This is a genomic window from Streptomyces sp. HUAS 15-9 (assembly GCF_025642155.1).
Lineage (GTDB): Bacteria > Actinomycetota > Actinomycetes > Streptomycetales > Streptomycetaceae > Streptomyces.
The window spans coordinates 7,508,742-7,525,556 of record NZ_CP106798.1 but is presented as its reverse complement, the minus strand read 5'-3'; the positions used below and the strand labels follow the sequence as shown (position 1 = coordinate 7,525,556).

The window sequence follows — 16,815 nt, the reverse complement described above, 5'->3', positions numbered from 1 at the left end:
TCTGTGTCGGGGAGGAGGGCGGTGTCAGCCCTTCGTGCTGCCCGCGCTGATCCCGGCGATGATGTGCCGCTGGAAGACGAGGAACAGCGCGACCATCGGGATGCTGGCGATCACCATCGCGGCGACGAGCACGGTCAGCTGGATGTTCTGCGACAGCTGGACGAGGGCCACGCTGATCGGCTGCTTGTCGGTGTCGGAGAAGACCATCAGCGGCCACAGGAAGTCCTGCCACACGGCGACCAGGGCGAAGATCGACACGACTCCCAGGACCGGGCGGGACATCGGCAGCACGATCGACCACAGGATGCGCAGCTTTCCGGCGCCGTCGATCTCGGCGGCCTCCAGCACATCGCGCGGCAGCTGGTCGAAGAACCGCTTCAGGAGATACAGGTTGAAGGCGTTGGTGACGGCCGGCAGCCAGATCCCGAGGGGGTCGTTGAGCAGGCTGGTGTGGACCAGTGGCAGATCGGCGACGGTGAGGTACTTCGGTACGACCAGGGCCTGGGCCGGGACCATCAGGGTGGCCAGGATGCCGCCGAGGATCACCTTGCCGAAGGCGGGCCGCAGCCGGGAGAGGGCGTAGGCGGCGGCCGTGCAGAACACCAGCTGGAACAGCCAGGCTCCGGACGCCTGGACCACCGTGTTCCACAGATGCCGGGGCAGTTGCATGAGGTCCCAGGCGTCGGTGTAGCCACTGAGGTGCCAGTGCTCCGGCACGAGGGTGGGCGGGGTCCGCGCCACCTCGTCCGGCGACTTCGCAGCACCGGTCACCATCCAATAGACCGGGAACAGGAAGGCGAGCGCGAAGAGGACGACGACGCCGGTGAACACGGTCCAGTAGACGGCCTTGCCGCGCGGGCGGGCCAGCGTCGCCGGGGAGACGAGGGTCCGGGTGCTCATGTGTCCCCCTCGGAGCGGGTCAGCCGCAGATATACGGCGGAGAAGAGGCCGAGGAGCACCAGGAGCATCACGCTCAGCGCACAGGCGCCGCCGAAGTCGTTGTAGAGGAAGGCGTACTTGTAGATCAGATAGAGCACCGTGACGGTGGCGTTCTCCGGTCCGCCGCCCGTGATCACGAAGGGTTCGGTGAAGACCTGCATGGTGGCGATGATCTGAAGAAGCATCAGCATCAGGATGACGAACCTGCTCTGGGGGATCGTCACATGTCGGATGCGTTGCAGCAGACCGGCTCCGTCCAGTTCGGCCGCCTCGTACAGCTCGCCGGGGATGGACTGGAGCGCGGCCAGATAGATCAGGACCGTGCCGCCCATGTTGGCCCAGGTCGCGACGATCACGAGGGAGATGAGAGCAGTGTCCGCGCCATTGGACCAGTTGGAGGTGGGCAGGTGCAGTGAGCGCAGCGCCTCGTTGGCGAGGCCGGCTCCGGGGTCGTAGAACCACTTCCACAGCAGGGCGCTGACCACCGGCGGGATCATCACCGGCAGATAGACCACGACCCGGAAGAACGCCTTGGCGTGCCGCAACTCGTTGAGGACCAGGGCGAGTACGAAGGGGATCGCGAAGCCGATGAGCAGGGCGAGCAGGGTGAAGGTGAGGGTGTTGCGCCAGGCGGCCGTGAACTCCGGGTCGTGCAGGACGCGGGTGAAGTTGGCGGTGCCGACCCACTGGGGCGGGGAGCCGGGCGTGTACTTCTGGAAGGCGATGACGACCGCGCGAATCGCCGGGTACCAGGAGAACAGGGCGAAGCAGAGCAGACCGCCGAGGAGGAAGGCGTAGGCGCGGGCCTGGTCGGCCAGGCGGCGCCGCCTCCGGTCCCCTGCCGGAGGCGGCGCCTGTACGGGGCGTACGGCGATCCGCTCGACGGGTCGCGGCGCAACCGTCTTCGTCATCGGTGTCAGCTCCTGGCCAGGATGCCGTCGATCTTGCCGGAGGCGTCCCCAAGCAGCTGGTCGATGTCGGCGTCCTTCTTGGTGAGGACGGCGGAGACGGCTCCGTCGAGGACGGAGTAGATCTGCTGGGCGTCCGGCGGCTCGATCTTCATCCGCAGCCGCTGGTTGCCGTCGAGGAAGGCCTGGTAGTTCTCCACAGGGACATTGGCGTTGGCCTTCTTGACCTGCTGGTCCTTGGTGTCGGCGGCGCCGGTGAACAGCCGCGGCTCGGGCAGGCCCACCGGGGCGTCGTGCTGCTCGGCGCGGGCGTAGTCGCCGAGGAAGCCGTCGCCCGGGGTCAGGAACATGTGGTCGAGCCACTTCAGGCCGGCCCTGATCTGCGCGGGCGTGTCCTTCTTGTTGAACATGTAGCCGTCGCCGCCGATGAGCGTGCCCTTGCCGCCGGGCATGGGGGCCAGGGCGAGGTCCTTGTAGTTGCCGCCCTTCTCCTTCACCAGGATCGGGATGTTGTCCGGCGCGGAGAGATACATGCCGAGCTTGCCCGAACCCATCAGCTGCTGGACGTCGTTGATGACGAGGAGCTGCTTGCTGCCCATCGAGTCGTCGGCCCACCGCATGTCGTGCAGGTTCTGCAGGACCGCGTGGCCCTCGGGGGTGTCGACGGTGGCCTTCTTGCCGTCGGCCGACACGACGTCGCCGCCCTGTGAGTACAGCTCGGCCGTGAAGTGCCAGCCGCCCTGGTTCTGGGCGCTGTAGTCGGCGTAGCCGACGGTGCCGCCGCCGAGCGCGGCGATCCTCTTGGCGTCGGCGCGGACCTCGTCCCAGGTCGCCGGGGGTTTGTCGGGGTCGAGGCCGGCCTTCTCGAAGAGCCTGCGGTTGTAGATCAGCCCCATGGAGTATCCGGTGCGCGGTATGCCGTAGACCTTGCCGTCGACGGTGTAGATGTCGCGCAGCTGCTGCTGGATGGTGGGGTAGCTCTTCAACTCCTTGAGGTACGGGGTGAGATCGGCGGCCTGGCCGATGTCGGCGACATGCCGGGCGTCGGTGAAGTACGTGTAGAAGACGTCCTCCATCTGGCCGCCGGCGAGCTTGGCGTCGAACGTCTTCGGGTCCTGGCAGGGGAACGCGTCGTGGGCGACGACGTCGATGTCCGGGTTCTGCTTCTCGAAGGAGGCGATGTCCTCCTCGAAGAACGCGCGGTCGACCTTGGCGCTCTTGGGCGGCTCGCAGTTGACGGTGATGCGGGTCTTGCCGCTCGCCGTGTCGTCGTCGCCCGATCCGCAGGCGGAGGCTGACAGCGCGAGGGAGGAACAGACGCCTAGCGCGAGGAAGGTACGACGGAACCCGGTGCTTCTCATCGGTGGACCCCTCTGGGCAGGAGCAGTGGGCGTCGCACACTCAAGCACCGGCGACATCTGGCGGCAAGATGTCACGCAGAATCCGTAATTATTTGACAGCTGAGTGGATCTCAGGGACGAGGGGCTTGCGCGGTCGATCCCCGGACCACCAGCTCCGGCTCGAAGAGCAGTTCGTCGGCGGCTACGGCACTGCCGCCGATCCGCGCGTTCAGCAGTTCCACGGCGGCCTTGCCCATGGACTCGATGGGCTGGCGGACCGTGGTGAGGGGCGGCTCGGTGCAGTTCATCAGCGCGGAGTCGTCGTACCCGACCACCGAGATCTGTGACGGCACGTCAAGTCCCTTGCGCCGGGCGGCCCGTACGGCTCCCAGGGCGAGCGGGTCGCTGGCGCAGACGAACCCGGTGACCCCGCGGTCGATGAGCTTGGCCGTCGCCGCGTGGCCGCCCTCGATCGAGAACATGGCGCGGGCCACGAACTCGTCGGGCAGCTCTCCCCCGGCGATCGCCCGCGCCGCCGCCAGCTTCCGCGCCGACGGCACATGGTCCCCGGGACCGAGCACGAGGCCGATCCGCTCGTGCCCCAGGGAGGCGAGGTGGCGCCAGGCCTGCTCCACGGCGACCGCGTCGTCACAGGAGACGCCCGGGAAGCCGAGGTGCTCGATGGCCGCGTTGACCAGCACCACCGGGATGTTGCGGTCGGCGAGCAGCCGGTAGTGGTCGTGCGGGGCGTCGGCCTGGGCGTACAGACCGCCGGCGAAGACGACCCCGGAGACCTGCTGCTGCAGCAACAGGGTCACGTAGTCCGCCTCGGAGACCCCGCCCTTGGTCTGGGTGCACAGCACCGGGGTGAGTCCGAGCTGGGCCAGTGCGCCACCGATGACCTCGGCGAACGCCGGGAAGATGGGGTTCTGCAGCTCCGGCAGGACCAGCCCCACCAGCCGCGCGCGCTCGCCGCGCAGCTGGGTGGGCCGTTCGTAGCCGAGGACGTCGAGGGCGGAGAGCACCGCCTGCCGGGTGGCTTGGGAGACCCCGGGCTTGTTGTTGAGCACCCGGCTGACCGTGGCCTCGCTGACCCCGACCTTCTTCGCCACTTCCGCAAGTCGTCGCGTCATGAACGCAAGAATAGCGCAAGAAGCGCAAATCACTTGCGTGAAGGGGGCGAGGAGATGTGTGCCTCCAGTTCGAGGGGCCATCGGGGCGGCGGTGAAGATCGAGGAGTAGGTGCCGACCACCAGCCCCACGAGCAGGGCGAGGGCGAAGTCGCCGAGGGCCTCGCCGCCGAGCACGGCCAGGGCGGTGAGGATGAACGCCGCCCCCACGCCGGTGTTGACGGTACGCGGCAGCGTCTGCAGGATCGCCTGGTTCGTCAGGTGCGCGAGTGAGGCCCCGGTGCCCGAGCGCCGGCTTTCCCCGATGCGGTCGAAGACGACGACGGAATCGTTGATGGTGTGACCGCGACGAGGCCGGTGAGCAGCGCCAGGACCGCGGTCACCAGGACGGTGAGCACGTACACCGGCCGTCGGCCACCAGGGGCGGGGGCGGTGCGCGGCGACCGGGACATGCCCCTCCTCCTCTCTCGCGGGCCGAGGTACGCGTCAGGCTCGCCGCCTCCGCCCACATGGTGCTGGCCGACGTGGAAGCGGCTCTGGAGCGCATGGCACGGGGGCGGTACGGCGTCTGCCAGCTGTGCCGGCGTCCGATAGCCCGTGAGCGGCTGGTGATCGTTCCCCAGGCCCGCTACTGCTCCCGCTGCCAGCAGGTGAGGGAGGTCGGCCGGTGAGCACGGCAACAGCACGGCCGGGGTGCCGGCGCTGCTCCGGCGTCGCCCTCGACCTGGGCAGTGCCCGCACGCGCGCCCGGATCGGCGGCCCGGGAGTCGTTCTGGAGGGGCCGACCATCGCCTGGCCCGGCGCCGTCCGTCCCGTGCGGCGCGGCGCCATCGTGGACACCCCGGGCACCTCCCGGGTGCTCGAGCGGCTGCTCGGTGACCGTCTGTCCGGCCCGCGCCGCCCGCTGGTGGTCGTGGCCGTGCCCGCCCTGGGAGGTGTCGCCTTCCGGACCGAGGCCCGTACCGCCGTCGAGGTCCTGCGTCCGCGGGCCGTGCTGACCGTCCCGGCGGCACGGGCGGTGGCGTGCGCCGCGGGCGCGGATCCGGCCCGCACGCTGCTCGTGGTGGACGCCGGCGCGCAGCTCACCGAGGTGGTGCTGTTGGCGGACGGCGCCGTCGTCGACGCCCGGTGCACGGTCCTGGGCACCGACGACCTCGACGACGCCACCACCGTCATGGATCTGGTCGAGGCGGTGACCGGCATGGTGACCGCGATGCTCGGGCAGGACCGCACGTCACAGACCGCCGACGCGCTGCGCCGAGGACCCCTCCTGGCCGGCGGAGGCGCGCTGCGTCCGGGGTTCGCCGATCGTCTCACCGACAGGTTGCACGCTCCCGTACGGCCCCTCCCCGCACCCCACACCGCCACCGTGCGCGGCGCCGCGGCACTCCTCACTGCCGCTCACGGCCACCCGTCGGCGGGCGACGAGGTGCACCCCGCCGCCCGTCCCCACCAGGGCCGGTCCGGCGGATCAGGCGGCCACGAAGCGGCGGTGCCGGACCGGCCGAGGTGAGCCGACCGGCGAAAGTCCCCACGCCCACTCCTGCTCTCCGTCGCTGCGTCCGCCGACAGCCGCTGTGCACCGGAAGGTGCCGACGCCGTCGGCGACCTGCACGCCGACGGTGCCGGGTCAGGCGTCCGCGGTCGGTACTACGGTCAGGTGCGTGGCGGTGCCGCGGGCGCGGCGGGGGCGGCGCGGGGCCGCGCTGGGGCGGCGGGTGTCGCGCAGGACCAGGGTGAGGCGCGTGTACCCCATCGCCTCGAGCATCTTCGGGGTGTCACCGACGATGCGGCACTCGGTCGCGCCCCAGCGCGGGTCGGGGTGGAGCAGGGGGCGGACGGCGCCGTCGTGCTCCATGGCCTCGTCCCCCACGGCCCTGATCCAGTGCGGCAGACCGTGCCGGTACGCGGCCTCCATGATGGGGTCCTGGGAGATCTCCCGGCGGATGGCCTGCAGTTCGTGGTCATGGCCGTAGCGCTCCATGGCCGCCTTGAAGTGCGCCAGCATCGGCAGGCACCAACGCGCCTCGTGCTCTCCGAGAACCATTCCCGCGTCGGGGTGGAACAGCACGAACCGGAGCAGGTTGCCGCCCGGCATGGCCGTGGGATGCGGGCCGATCCCCCGGAAAAGTGTCTCGAACGCGCTGTTGGCCAGGACGACGTCCCAGCGGTGGTCGAAGACCACGGACGGGAAGGCGACGGCCTCCAGAAGCGTGGCGTAGTCCTGAAGATATGCCTGGGCCTCAAGACTCTCGGGGACGGGCCTCGGCGCCGACCGCTGCCCACCTGCCTGATATGCCATCGGGAGGTCACCCCTCTTGCCTATGCGGCCTTCACGCGGCGATGTGATCCTGCTTCCCCGACAAGAGTCATGTCAACTATCGTGGCATTTCATGCCTGTTGACGGCTGAAATTAGCCACAGTTGTGGCGAGACCTGGATGTGAGTTCGAACCACCCGCTACTCTCCGGGAAGTTCACGGCAATCGCTTGTGAGAACCCCTTGAAGCCCCTGAGAGACGTAGGAGTTCTGTCGGTGACGGATGGCTACGAGGATCCGGGCGCCACGGCGACCGCCCAGCTGCCGGCCGTCGTCGCCCGCGTCGCCGCGCTTGCCGACCGGCTCGGCGTACCGCACGCCGAGGTCTTCGATGTCCGTCGCCTCTGTGTCGCCAGCGGTGTCCCCGAGCCCGTGGTCAGGACCCTGCTGAGCGGGCGTCCCGCGGGCGAGCCCGATGTGCAGGCCCGGTTCCTGCAGCGTCTCGACCTGCTGCGCCGTACCCGGCTCAAGCCGAACGGGCGCAAGTACACCCAGCAGGAGATAGCCGACGGCGCGGGCATGTCCCGGCAGCAGGCCGGCGCGCTCATCAACGGCGACCGGCGCCCCACCATGGAGCACTGCGACGCCATCCAGCGCTTCTTCCGGGTGCACGCGGGCTTTCTCACGGCGGAGGACCCCGAGGCCCTCGCGGGCGCCCTGCAGCGCACCGAGCAGGAGCTGCTGCAGAAACTCGCCGACCGTGAACGGGCCGCGGCCGAGGACGTGGCGGACCCGCTGGAGCGGCTGCTGCAGGACCACGGCGTCCGCGGGATCGCCTGGCGCGCCGCGCAGCTGCCCACCGACCAGCACCGGGACAAGGTCGCGGAGTGGCTCGACATGCTCCTGGAGAGCGTCAAGCGGCCCGAGTCGTGAGCCGGGGGAGAACTGTGGGCATCGGCAGGGACATGCGCCGCCTGTGCGGCGAGCTGGTCGGGGCGCTGACGTTGCCCGCGCCGGCCCGGCCGCACGACCTGTACACCGCGCTGTGCGAGGCGATGAGCCGCCGCCGCGGCCGTCCCGTCCTCTTCCGCATGGCCGTCTTCCCACCCGGAACGGCCAGCGGACTGTGGCTCGACATGACCGACCAGGACCTCATCGTCGTCGAGGAACGCACCGCACCCGACCACCAGTTGGTGATCCTCGGCCACGAGCTGTGGCACATGCAGGCCGACCACGGCGGCCACCACGTCGAGGGCGTCTCCGTCGCGACCCGGCTGCTGGACGACGACACGGACCAGGCGGCGCTCCGGGCGACCGTCCAGCGGGTGGCCGCCCGCACCCGCTTCGACCTGGACGAGGAGCGCGACGCCGAGACCTTCGGCCTGCTGCTGGCCAGCAAGTGCCGCACCTGGCTGGCGGGTTCGGCTCTGCGCGGCCCGGTGCGACGGAACCATCTGGCGGGCCGCATCGAGGCCTCCCTGGGCTATCTGGGACCGCAGGGCTGAGCGTCGCCCCGGCCCGACCGGTCAGGTCCCGCCTCCGCTGAGCGGGCGAACCGGGGCGATGGGGTCCCCCCGCACGAGCGAAGCCCAGAGTGCGGGAGAAACGGCGTTGTCAGTGGTGGACGGCAAGCTGGAGGTACGTGTCCTGCGGGCGCGTGACCGAGAAGCCGACCGGGGAGAGCCGACCGATGCCCACCGCCGTACTGACCGACCATGAGCGCACCGCCGTACAGGCCTACTTGCGACTGCTGCACACGGTGCGTGCGGCCTTCGACGGCCCACCGGACGGGGGCCGCGGCGGCCGTCCGGCCGTGGTCCCGCCCACCGTGCTCGCCGAGGCGGAGCAGGCACTGGCGGACGCGGGACTCACCGGCAACGAGGAGGCGTTCTTCCGGCTGCTGCAGATGTGGTGTCCGCAGCCCTGAGACGGGCCCTCAGGAGTGGGGCACGACCACGGCCGAGGTCACGACTCCGCGCTGGACGCTCCACCGGCCCTCGAACCGCTGGACGCGGTGACCGTCCACCCAGGGGCCGGGGACGAGGAGTTCGGCGCGCAGCGCGCCGTGCGGCCGCTCGCCGGGGTCCGCGAGAACCTCGATGTCGGCCTCGGTGAAGTCCAGCCAGCGACGGGTGAGGGGGAACCACGCCTTGTAGACGGACTCCTTGGCGCTGAACAGGATCCGGTCCCAGTGGATGTCGGGTCGCTCCGTGGCGAGCTCGCGCAGCCGCTCGCGCTCCGTGGGCAGGCAGACGTAGGGGACGACGTCCTCGGGCAGCGGCTCGTCCGGTTCGGCGTCGATGCCGAGGGAGGCCAGGTCGGCGGCGCGGACGAGGGCGGCGGCGCAGTAGCCCTCGCTGTGGGTCATGCTGCCGACCAGGCCGGCCGGCCAGCGCGGGGCCCCGCTCTCGCCGGTCAGGATGGGCTGCGCGGCTACGCCGAGCTTCTCCATGGCCCGCCGGGCGCAGGCGCGCACGGACGAGAACTCACGGCGGCGCTTGGCCACGGCCCGGACCATGAGCGCCTCCTCCTCGGGGTAGAGCGGGGCTTCCTGGATCGCGTCGTCACCGTGCAGTTCCACGGCCACGACCGAGTCCGGGAGCAGCTCCTCGATCACCGGATCCGACCTCCATCGGCAGAATGCGGCGCAGCCTTCCCGGGGGTTCCGGGCGCTTGCGCCACTCGCGGGGATATCCCACGGACACCTCTTCGAAGCGGACGCCGTCGAGCCAGGTGGTCCGCGGGATGTGGAGATGACCGTAGACCATGGTGTCGACCCGGAATCGGCGGTGCCAGTCGGCGGTGAGGTCGGTGCCGCACCACATGGCGAACTCGGGGTGCCACAGCACGTCGGTGGGATGCCGGTCGAGCGGATAGTGGTTGATCAGTACGGTGGGCAGCTCGTCCGGGAGTTCGGCGAGCCTGCGCTCCGTCGCGGCGACCCGGGCGCGGCACCAGGCCTCGCGGGAGGGGTGGGGGTCGGGGTGCAGCAGGTACTCGTCGTTGCAGACGATGCCGGTGCCGTGCGCGTAGGCGAGGCCCTCCTCCTTGGTCGCGCAGCCGTCGGGCAGGAACGAGTAGTCGTACAGCAGGAACAGCGGCGCCACGGCCACCGGGCCGCCGGGGCCCTCCCAGACGGGGTAGGGGTCCTCGGGAGTGGTCACGCCCAGGTCCCGGCACATCGCGACCAGGTAGTCGTAGCGTGGCACGCCGCGCAGGGTGACCGGGTCCTTGGGGTGGGTCCACAGATCGTGGTTGCCGGGGACCCACAGCACCTTGCGGAAGCGGCCGGCGAGCGTCTGAAGGGCCCAGCGGATGTCGGCGACGGTCTCCGCGACGTCACCGGCCACGATCAGCCAGTCGTCGTCCGTCTCGGGGCTCATCTGTTCGACGAGCGCGCGGTTCTCGGCGTACCCGATGTGCAGGTCGCTGATGGCCAGCAGCTGCCCGGCACCATCGGCCGTCGACTCCACCCGTCACCCCTTCCGATCACGCCACTGGCAACACGAGAACATATTCACCGCCCTCGAACAAGGGGCAACCCGGACGGCGCGGCGCGGGCCCCGCCGGCACCGCTCGGCCGCCTTTCGCCCGGCTGCGCCGTCCGGGTGAGTCGGGGCGGGAGACGCCCCGTCGGGGCGGGTGAGCGGTCGTGAGGGAGATGGTTCGGCAGAAGCCGGGAATCCGTAACATTCGCGTTGCACGAAGGGGCCTTTGAAAGCCGTATGATCGCCCCAACACCACCGCCACGAACTTCCCTTCGCGCAGGGCGGTTTGGTGTCCCTCCAACCACCCCTGCCCGGGCACGGGCCGCTCCGCCCTGCCCGAAATCCCCGAAAGGCGGCCTGCATGATCTCTCGCGTACGCGTCTGGCTCAACCGCACGTACGCGGAGAACGTGTTCTTCATGGATCAGCTGAGGAGAAATCCCAGCGACCGCGCGGTCGAGATCCACGCCACGCACGGCGACGCCGACTCCCCCGTGCTGGCCGCCGCCGACACCGCCGACCTGGAGCCGGAGGGCCTGTCCCCGGCCGCGTACGTCGAGTATGCCCTGGACCAGTGCGCACGGCGCGGCATCGACGTGTTCGTGCCCCGGCTGCACCAGGGGGCGATCGTGGCACACCGGGCCGAGTTCGAGGCGGTCGGTACGGCCCTGCTCGCGCCGACGCCGGAGGCGGTGGCCGTGTTCGAGGACAAGGCGACGGCGTACGAGGCGGTGCGCTCGGTCGGCGTGCCGGTGCCGCCGTGGTGGCGGGTGCGGACGGCCGAAGAGCTCGTCACCGCCGTCGAACAGCTGGAGGCGGACGGTCACAAGGCCTGCTTCAAGCCGGCCGCCGGCGCGGGCGGCGTGGGCTTCCGCGTCATCACGCGCACCCCGTTCTCACTGCTGCACCTCAACGGCTTCCCGGGCCCCTACGTCCAGCTGGACCTGGTCGTCGAGGCGCTGGAGAAGGCCGACCACCCCGTGGACTGGCTGGTGATGCCGCGTCTGGGGCAGCCGGAGGTGTCTGTCGACTGCCTCACCGGTCCCGACAACCGGATCCGGCTGGCCGTGGGCCGCACCAAGAACGGCCGCCGCCGCGGCTTCACGCTCGACGAGCGGTGGCTCGAGCCGGCACGGCTGATCGCGGGAGGTTTCGGGCTGCACTACCTGTCCAACATCCAGTTCCGGATGTACGGCGACCGGCCGGTGCTGCTCGACGTCAACACGCGTCCGGCGGGCGGCCTGCACCAGCTGTCGCTGTGCGGAGTCAACGCCCCCTGGACGGCCGTACAGTTGGCGCTCGGCGAGGACCCGGGCGAGATCGAGCCGCCGTTCCTGGGCCAGGACTACACGGTGGTCTCCGGACCGCGCCCGCTGCGACCGGTGTCGCTGCCGCAGCAGCGTTCGGCGGAGACCGAGCCGCTGCTGTCGGCGATGCCCGCGCCCGCCACCGGGCCCACCGCGGAACTCACGCCCGAAGCCGGGACCACCGCCCCCGCCCCCGCCTCGGCCATCGCACCCGCCTAGACCTCACCCTCGATTCACACCGGTCTGGACCAATCATGGCGCAGCCCCTTGACACCGTGATTGGTCCATACCAACTTGGTTGCGCACCCCTTCCGCACATCCGTGCACTCCCGAACACCCCCATTCCATCAGGGAGATCGCGTGCGCAACACACTCCGACGTTCCAGACGTCGTCTGCTCGCCCTGGTCGGCTCCGCGGCCCTCGCGCTCGCCGGAGCCATCGCCCTGCCCGGTACGGCCCACGCGGCCAACGTCCTCACCAACCCCGGCTTCGAGTCGGGCGGCCTCTCCCCCTGGACCTGCACCGGCAATCTCGGCTCGGTCGTCTCCTCCCCCGTGCACAGCGGCTCCAAGGCCCTTGCGGGGGCGGCGAGTTCGAGCGACAACGCACAGTGCACCCAGACCGTCGCGGTCCAGCCGAACACCACCTACAAACTCAGCGGCTGGGTACGCGGCTCCTATGTCTACCTCGGGGTGAACGGCGGCGCCTCGACCTGGACGACCTCCCCGTCCGCGTACAGCCAGTTGTCGGTGTCCTTCACCACCGGCGCCTCCCAGACCAGCGCCACCATCTACGTCCACGGCTGGTACGCGCAGGGCACGTACTACGCCGACGACATCAGCCTGGACGGCCCGGGTGGCGGCGGAGGCGGCGATACCCAGGCGCCGACCGCGCCCACGGGTCTCACCTCGACGGGCAAGACCTCGTCCAGCGTGTCGCTGAAGTGGAACGCCTCGACGGACAACGTCGGTGTCACGGCCTACGACATCTACGCCGGCTCCAACCAGGTGCTCAGCGTGTCCGGTACGACGGCCACGGTCAGCGGGCTCTCGCCGAGCACGTCGTACACCTTCGCCGTCAGGGCGCGGGACGCGGCCGACAACAGGTCCGGGGCCTCCAACTCCGTCTCCGTGACCACGGACGCGGGCGGCGGCACCGGCTTCAAGCAGGCCGCGCCGTATCTGTACGAGGGCTGGGGCGACCCGCCGAGCCCGACCACGGTGATGAGCGCGACGGGCGTCAAGTGGTTCACGATGGCGTTCGTGCTGGACTCCGGCGGCTGCAACCCCGCCTGGGACGGCAGCAGGGCGCTGACCGGTGGCGTCGACCAGACCGCCATCAACCAGATCCGCTCCGCGGGCGGTGACATCGTCCCGTCGTTCGGCGGCTGGCAGGGCAGCAAGCTCGGCGCCAACTGCTCCTCCGCGAGCGCGCTCGCCGGGGCGATCCAGAAGGTCATCGATGCCTACGGCCTCAAGGCCGTCGACATGGACATCGAGAACTCGGACGAATTCGAGAACGAGGCCGTCCAGGCGAGGATCCTCACCGCCCTCAAGACGGTCAAGGCCAACAACCCCGGCCTGAAGACCATCGTCACCTTCGGCACCTCGACGACCGGCCCGACCTACTACGGCAACCGCCTCATCGAGCAGGCACAGTCGCTCGGCGCCAACATCGACGTCTTCACCATCATGCCGTTCGACTTCGGCGGCGGCTCCGACATGTACGGCAACACCGTCAATGCCGCCGAGGGCCTGAAGGCAAAGCTCAAGTCGGCCTTCGGCTGGGACGACGCCACCGCGTACTCCCACATCGGCATCTCCGGTATGAACGGCCTGTCCGACCAGCAGGAGACCACCACCCCGGCGATCTGGACCCAGATCCGCGACTGGGCCAACTCCCACCACATCGCCCGGCTCGCCTTCTGGTCCGTCAACCGCGACCGGCCCTGCGCGGGCGGCGGCGTGGTGAGCAACTGCTCAGGGATCAGCCAGAACAACTGGCAGTTCACCTCGATCACGGCCGGCTTCACCGGCTGAACGCACCGCCCCTGACGTCCCCCCGGTTCCTGGGCCGGGGGGACTCTCCTTTCCCTGCGGACATTTCCCGAGAATTTTTTTCGTGCCGGGGTGTATCAGGGGCCGGCCCGGCGGCTCTTAACGGTGAAACACAACGGGGGAAGCACGGGAAAGTACGGGGGAACAGTCGCGAGGGAGCCAGGGGGGAGAACGGGGGACCACGGGGGACCACGGGGGACCACGGGGGACCACGGGGGATCGGGCCGGTCGGCCGCTGTCACGGGGAGCGACCGGCCGGCCCGAATGACTTCACCGGCCGGCTCAGGGTTGTATCGCCACCGGTCAGCTCACCTCGGCGCGCCGCAGACGCAGGGTCAGGATCTGGAAGGGCCGCAGCGCGACCGGGATCGCACCGTCGGCGTCGGTGTCGAGGTCTCTGTTCTCCAGGGGGCGCTCCAGCAGGTCGGTGACCTGGGCGCCGGCGAGCGGGAAGCCGGTGCGCAGGACGCCCTTGGCCCGGCCGCCGCGGGACTCGTAGAGCCGTACGACGACGTCGCCCGACCGGTCGTCGGCGAGCTTGACCGCCTCGACCGTCACGCCCGCGCCGTCCACCGAGACCACCGGCTCCGGCTCGCCCGCCACGTCCGCCACGCGCAGCGGCAGGTTGAGGGCGTAGCCCTCGGCGACCGCGTCCTCGATGCGCGCGCCGGGCAGCAGGGAGTAGACGAAGCGGTGCCGGCCCTGGTCGGCCTCGGGGTCGGGGACACGCGGGGCACGGACCAGGCTGAGCCGGACCGTGGTGGTCGTGCCTCCGTCCTCGCGGACCGTGCGGGAGACGTCGTGGCCGTAGGTCGAGTCGTTGATGACCGCGACACCGTAACCGGGTTCGCCGAGGTGCACCCAGCGGTGGCCGGACACCTCGAAGCGGGCCGCCTCCCAGCTGGTGTTGGTGTGGGTGGGGCGCTGGACATGGCCGAACTGGATCTCCGCGGAGGAGTGCGCGGCCCGGATGTCCACCGGGAAGCCCGCCTTGAGGATCTTCTCGGCCTCGTGCCAGTCGATCTCTGTCTCGAAGTCGATCCGGAGGCTGCCTGCCCGGACAGTGATCGTCTGGGTGATCCTCGAACCCTTGCCGAAAGAGCGCTCCACACGGATCGCGCCGACGAGCGGGCCCTGATCGACCACCGTGACCGACTCGGCGTCCAGGAGGTCCGTGTACCGGTTCTTGTAGTGCTTGTCGATGTCCCAGGCGTCCCAGTAGTTGGGCAGGTCCGTGTGCAGGCGCAGCAGATTGCCCTGGTCCGCGAGGACCTCACGGTCGGCCCGCAGGTCGACGACGGACGACAGCGTGCCGTCCTGCGCCACCGCCACGCGGACCAGTCCGTTGTCGAGGACCCGCCCCGACACCGTGACCGGCCGCGGGGGTTCGGCGTTGCCGAGGGGCGCGCTGCCGCTCGCGGGCACCTCTACATACGCCGGCGTCCCGTCCGTCGTACGGATGACCTCGGCGCGGCCGTACGGGCTGGTGTTGAAGACCCGCGGCCCGCCACCGCCAGCGCTGCCGAGCGCGGCCACGGCCTCGGCGGTGAGCTCCTCCAGCTCCCCCGCCACCCGGGCGTACTCGGCCTCCGCCTCCCGGTGCACCCAGGCGATGGAGGATCCGGGCAGGATGTCGTGGAACTGGTGGAGCAGCACCGTCTTCCAGAGGCGGTCGAGCCGCTCGTACGGGTAGGCATGGCCCGGCGCGTGCAGCGCTGCCGTCGTCGCCCACAACTCCGCCTCTCGCAGCAGGTGTTCCGAGCGGCGGTTGCCCTGCTTGGTGCGGGCCTGGGTGGTGTAGGTGGCGCGGTGCAGCTCCAGGTACAGCTCGCCGGCCCACACCGGGGCGTCCGGATACTCGGCGCGCGCCTTCGCGAAGAACGCGTCGGGGTGTTCGACCTCGACCCTGGCGGAGCCCTCCAAGTCCTTGAGGCGGCGCGCCCGTTCCATGATCTCGCGGGTGGGGCCGCCACCGCCGTCGCCCCAGCCGAAGGGCGCCAGCGAGCGGGTCGCGCCGCCCTTCTCGCTGTAGTTGCGCACGGCGCGGGCCATCTCGGCACCGCTGAAGCGGGCGTTGTAGGTGTCGATCGACGGGAAGTGGGTGAAGATGCGGGTGCCGTCGATGCCCTCCCACCAGAAGGTGTGGTGGGGGAACTTGTTGGTCTGGTTCCAGGAGATCTTCTGGGTGAGGAACCAGTCGTTGCCGGCAAGCTTGGCGAGCTGCGGGTAGGCGGCGGTGTAGCCGAAGGAGTCGGGCAGCCAGACGCCCTTGGTCTCGATGCCGAAGTGCTCCATGAAGAAGCGCTTGCCGTGGACCAGCTGGCGGGCGAGGGCCTCGCCGCCGGGCAGGTTGCCGTCGGCCTCCACCCACATGCCGCCGACCGGCGCCCACTGGCCCTTCTTCACGGACTCCTGGATACGGGCCCAGACGTGCGGGTAGTTGTCGCGCACCCATGCGTACTGCTGGGCCTGTGAGCAGGCGAAGACGAACTCCTCGTACTCGTCGGCCAGGGCAGTGACGTTGGAGAAGGTGCGGGACGTCTTGCGCTTGGTCTCGCGGATCGGCCACAGCCAGGCCGAGTCGATATGGGCGTGACCGACTGCGGAGATGCGGTGCGCGCTGGCGTTCGCGGGCTTGGACAGAGCCGGCTTCAGTGCCTCGCGCACGGCGGGTGCCGAGCCGGAGATGTCGTCCAGGTCCAGCAGGTCCATCGCCCGGTCGAGGGCGTACATGATCTCGTGCCGGCGCGGGTCGTGCTCGCCGAGTTCCAGCATCAGCTCGCGCAGTACCTGGATGTCGAGGTCGAGGTGCCAGACGTCCTCGTCGAGGACGGCGATGTCGGCGCGGCGGAAGGTGTACAGGGGGCGGTCGCCCGCCGTCAGCACATCGCCCAGCGGGGTCGGGGCCGCGAAGCCGCCCGCGAGGATGTCGGGGTTGGAGGCGGCCTCGACCAGATAGTCGACCGACTCGCCGCCCGCCGCCGGGTTGGCGATCGGCACGTACTGGTTGAGCGGGTTGACGGCCTTCAGCGGGGTGCCGTCGGTGAGATGGACGAGGGCCTCGGCCTGGTTGCCGGGCCAGTCGCCCGTGAAGCCGAGGTCTATCACGGCCTCGACGCGTCGGCCCGCGTAGGCGGCGGGCACCCGTCCGCGCATCCGGAACCAGGTCGTCCCCCACGGCGGTCCCCATGGGGTGTCCATCGCGAAGGGCTCGTACGGGGCGGCCGCGGCCTCCTCGAAGGGCACGGGCTCCCCGGGCGCCTGCCAGGCCTCCACCGCGAGGGGGACGGTGGCCGCATATGTCGCGGGCTTGATGCGCTGGTCGTGGAGGCGCTCTACGCGCTCCTCGATCCGGCGGCGTTCGTCGTGCATGGAGGTCTCCAGGAAG

The 16,815-nt window shown here is 70.4% G+C and carries 14 protein-coding genes and 1 pseudogene; 7 read left to right on the top strand and 8 right to left on the bottom strand.

The window, feature by feature from the left end; translation table 11 throughout:
• Positions 1-24: 24 nt before the first annotated feature.
• From N8I87_RS34315 to N8I87_RS34300, 4 genes are all read right to left on the bottom strand, one after another.
• Complete coding sequence (locus N8I87_RS34315) at positions 25-900, bottom strand: carbohydrate ABC transporter permease (RefSeq protein WP_263214651.1); 876 nt, start codon at positions 898-900, stop codon at positions 25-27.
• Positions 897-1,850 (bottom strand): carbohydrate ABC transporter permease, encoded by a 954-nt coding sequence (locus N8I87_RS34310; protein ID WP_263214650.1) that lies wholly within the window; start codon positions 1,848-1,850, stop codon positions 897-899. The genes N8I87_RS34315 and N8I87_RS34310 overlap by 4 nt, the downstream gene beginning before the upstream one ends.
• A 5-nt stretch (positions 1,851-1,855) precedes the next feature.
• Positions 1,856-3,208 (bottom strand): ABC transporter substrate-binding protein, encoded by a 1,353-nt coding sequence (locus N8I87_RS34305; RefSeq protein ID WP_263214648.1) that lies wholly within the window; start codon positions 3,206-3,208, stop codon positions 1,856-1,858.
• 110 nt (positions 3,209-3,318) lie between these two features.
• The gene (locus tag N8I87_RS34300) at positions 3,319-4,623 is read right to left on the bottom strand and encodes a LacI family DNA-binding transcriptional regulator (RefSeq protein ID WP_411577400.1); all 1,305 of its coding nucleotides are present in this window, start codon (positions 4,621-4,623) and stop codon (positions 3,319-3,321) included.
• A 167-nt stretch (positions 4,624-4,790) separates the two neighbouring features.
• On the opposite strand from N8I87_RS34300, the pseudogene N8I87_RS34295 reads away from it, so the two are divergent.
• Both N8I87_RS34295 and N8I87_RS34290 read left to right on the top strand, forming a co-directional pair.
• Positions 4,791-4,988, top strand: a pseudogene (locus tag N8I87_RS34295) (TraR/DksA family transcriptional regulator); the annotation flags it as partial.
• Positions 4,985-5,830: a rod shape-determining protein gene (locus N8I87_RS34290; protein ID WP_263214646.1), complete on the top strand. Its 846-nt coding sequence runs from the start codon at positions 4,985-4,987 to the stop codon at positions 5,828-5,830. The pseudogene N8I87_RS34295 and the gene N8I87_RS34290, both read left to right, overlap by 4 nt.
• A 117-nt stretch (positions 5,831-5,947) precedes the next feature.
• On the opposite strand, the gene N8I87_RS34285 is transcribed toward N8I87_RS34290, so the two are convergent.
• Positions 5,948-6,619 (bottom strand): MmyB family transcriptional regulator, encoded by a 672-nt coding sequence (locus N8I87_RS34285; RefSeq protein ID WP_263214645.1) that lies wholly within the window; start codon positions 6,617-6,619, stop codon positions 5,948-5,950.
• A 232-nt stretch (positions 6,620-6,851) separates the two neighbouring features.
• Here N8I87_RS34285 and N8I87_RS34280 point away from each other — a divergent pair, with 232 nt between their 5' ends.
• The 3 genes from N8I87_RS34280 (at position 6,852) to N8I87_RS34270 (ending at position 8,502) form a co-directional block, all read left to right on the top strand.
• A complete protein-coding gene (locus N8I87_RS34280) occupies positions 6,852-7,508 on the top strand; it encodes a helix-turn-helix domain-containing protein (RefSeq protein WP_263214643.1) in 657 nt (218 codons plus the stop codon).
• A gap of 14 nt (positions 7,509-7,522) precedes the next feature.
• On the top strand, positions 7,523-8,080 hold the full coding sequence (locus N8I87_RS34275; RefSeq protein ID WP_263214642.1) for a toxin-antitoxin system, toxin component: 558 nt from the start codon (positions 7,523-7,525) through the stop codon (positions 8,078-8,080).
• 185 nt (positions 8,081-8,265) lie between these two features.
• On the top strand, positions 8,266-8,502 hold the full coding sequence (locus N8I87_RS34270; protein WP_263216791.1) for a hypothetical protein: 237 nt from the start codon (positions 8,266-8,268) through the stop codon (positions 8,500-8,502).
• 9 nt (positions 8,503-8,511) lie between these two features.
• Here N8I87_RS34270 and N8I87_RS34265 read toward each other — a convergent pair whose 3' ends face one another.
• Both N8I87_RS34265 and N8I87_RS34260 read right to left on the bottom strand, forming a co-directional pair.
• A complete protein-coding gene (locus tag N8I87_RS34265) occupies positions 8,512-9,192 on the bottom strand; it encodes a 4'-phosphopantetheinyl transferase family protein (RefSeq protein WP_263214641.1) in 681 nt (226 codons plus the stop codon).
• A complete protein-coding gene (locus N8I87_RS34260) occupies positions 9,140-10,048 on the bottom strand; it encodes a metallophosphoesterase family protein (RefSeq protein WP_263214640.1) in 909 nt (302 codons plus the stop codon). The genes N8I87_RS34265 and N8I87_RS34260 overlap by 53 nt, the downstream gene beginning before the upstream one ends.
• A gap of 376 nt (positions 10,049-10,424) precedes the next feature.
• Between N8I87_RS34260 and N8I87_RS34255 the strand changes: the two genes are divergently transcribed.
• Positions 10,425-11,588, top strand: a complete 1,164-nt coding sequence (locus N8I87_RS34255; RefSeq protein ID WP_263214638.1) for an ATP-grasp domain-containing protein — start codon at positions 10,425-10,427, stop codon at positions 11,586-11,588.
• Between the two features lie 141 nt (positions 11,589-11,729).
• A complete protein-coding gene (locus N8I87_RS34250; RefSeq protein ID WP_263214636.1) occupies positions 11,730-13,409 on the top strand; it encodes a carbohydrate binding domain-containing protein in 1,680 nt (559 codons plus the stop codon).
• A gap of 321 nt (positions 13,410-13,730) precedes the next feature.
• Here the strand turns inward: N8I87_RS34250 and N8I87_RS34245 are convergent, their stop codons facing one another.
• Positions 13,731-16,799, bottom strand: coding sequence for an alpha-mannosidase (locus N8I87_RS34245; RefSeq protein WP_263214634.1), 3,069 nt, complete (start codon positions 16,797-16,799; stop codon positions 13,731-13,733).
• Positions 16,800-16,815 lie beyond the last annotated feature (16 nt).

Bases quoted from the DNA above. Each gene is read 5' to 3' on its own strand.
- N8I87_RS34305 (WP_263214648.1), bottom strand. From the start codon at position 3,208: ATGAGAAGCACCGGGTTCCGTCGTACCTTCCTCGCGCTAGGCGTCTGT.
- N8I87_RS34255 (WP_263214638.1), top strand. From the start codon at position 10,425: ATGATCTCTCGCGTACGCGTCTGGCTCAACCGCACGTACGCGGAGAAC.
- N8I87_RS34315 (WP_263214651.1), bottom strand. From the start codon at position 900: ATGAGCACCCGGACCCTCGTCTCCCCGGCGACGCTGGCCCGCCCGCGC.
- N8I87_RS34310 (WP_263214650.1), bottom strand. From the start codon at position 1,850: ATGACGAAGACGGTTGCGCCGCGACCCGTCGAGCGGATCGCCGTACGC.
- N8I87_RS34285 (WP_263214645.1), bottom strand. From the start codon at position 6,619: ATGGCATATCAGGCAGGTGGGCAGCGGTCGGCGCCGAGGCCCGTCCCC.
- N8I87_RS34270 (WP_263216791.1), top strand. From the start codon at position 8,266: ATGCCCACCGCCGTACTGACCGACCATGAGCGCACCGCCGTACAGGCC.
- N8I87_RS34245 (WP_263214634.1), bottom strand. From the start codon at position 16,799: ATGCACGACGAACGCCGCCGGATCGAGGAGCGCGTAGAGCGCCTCCAC.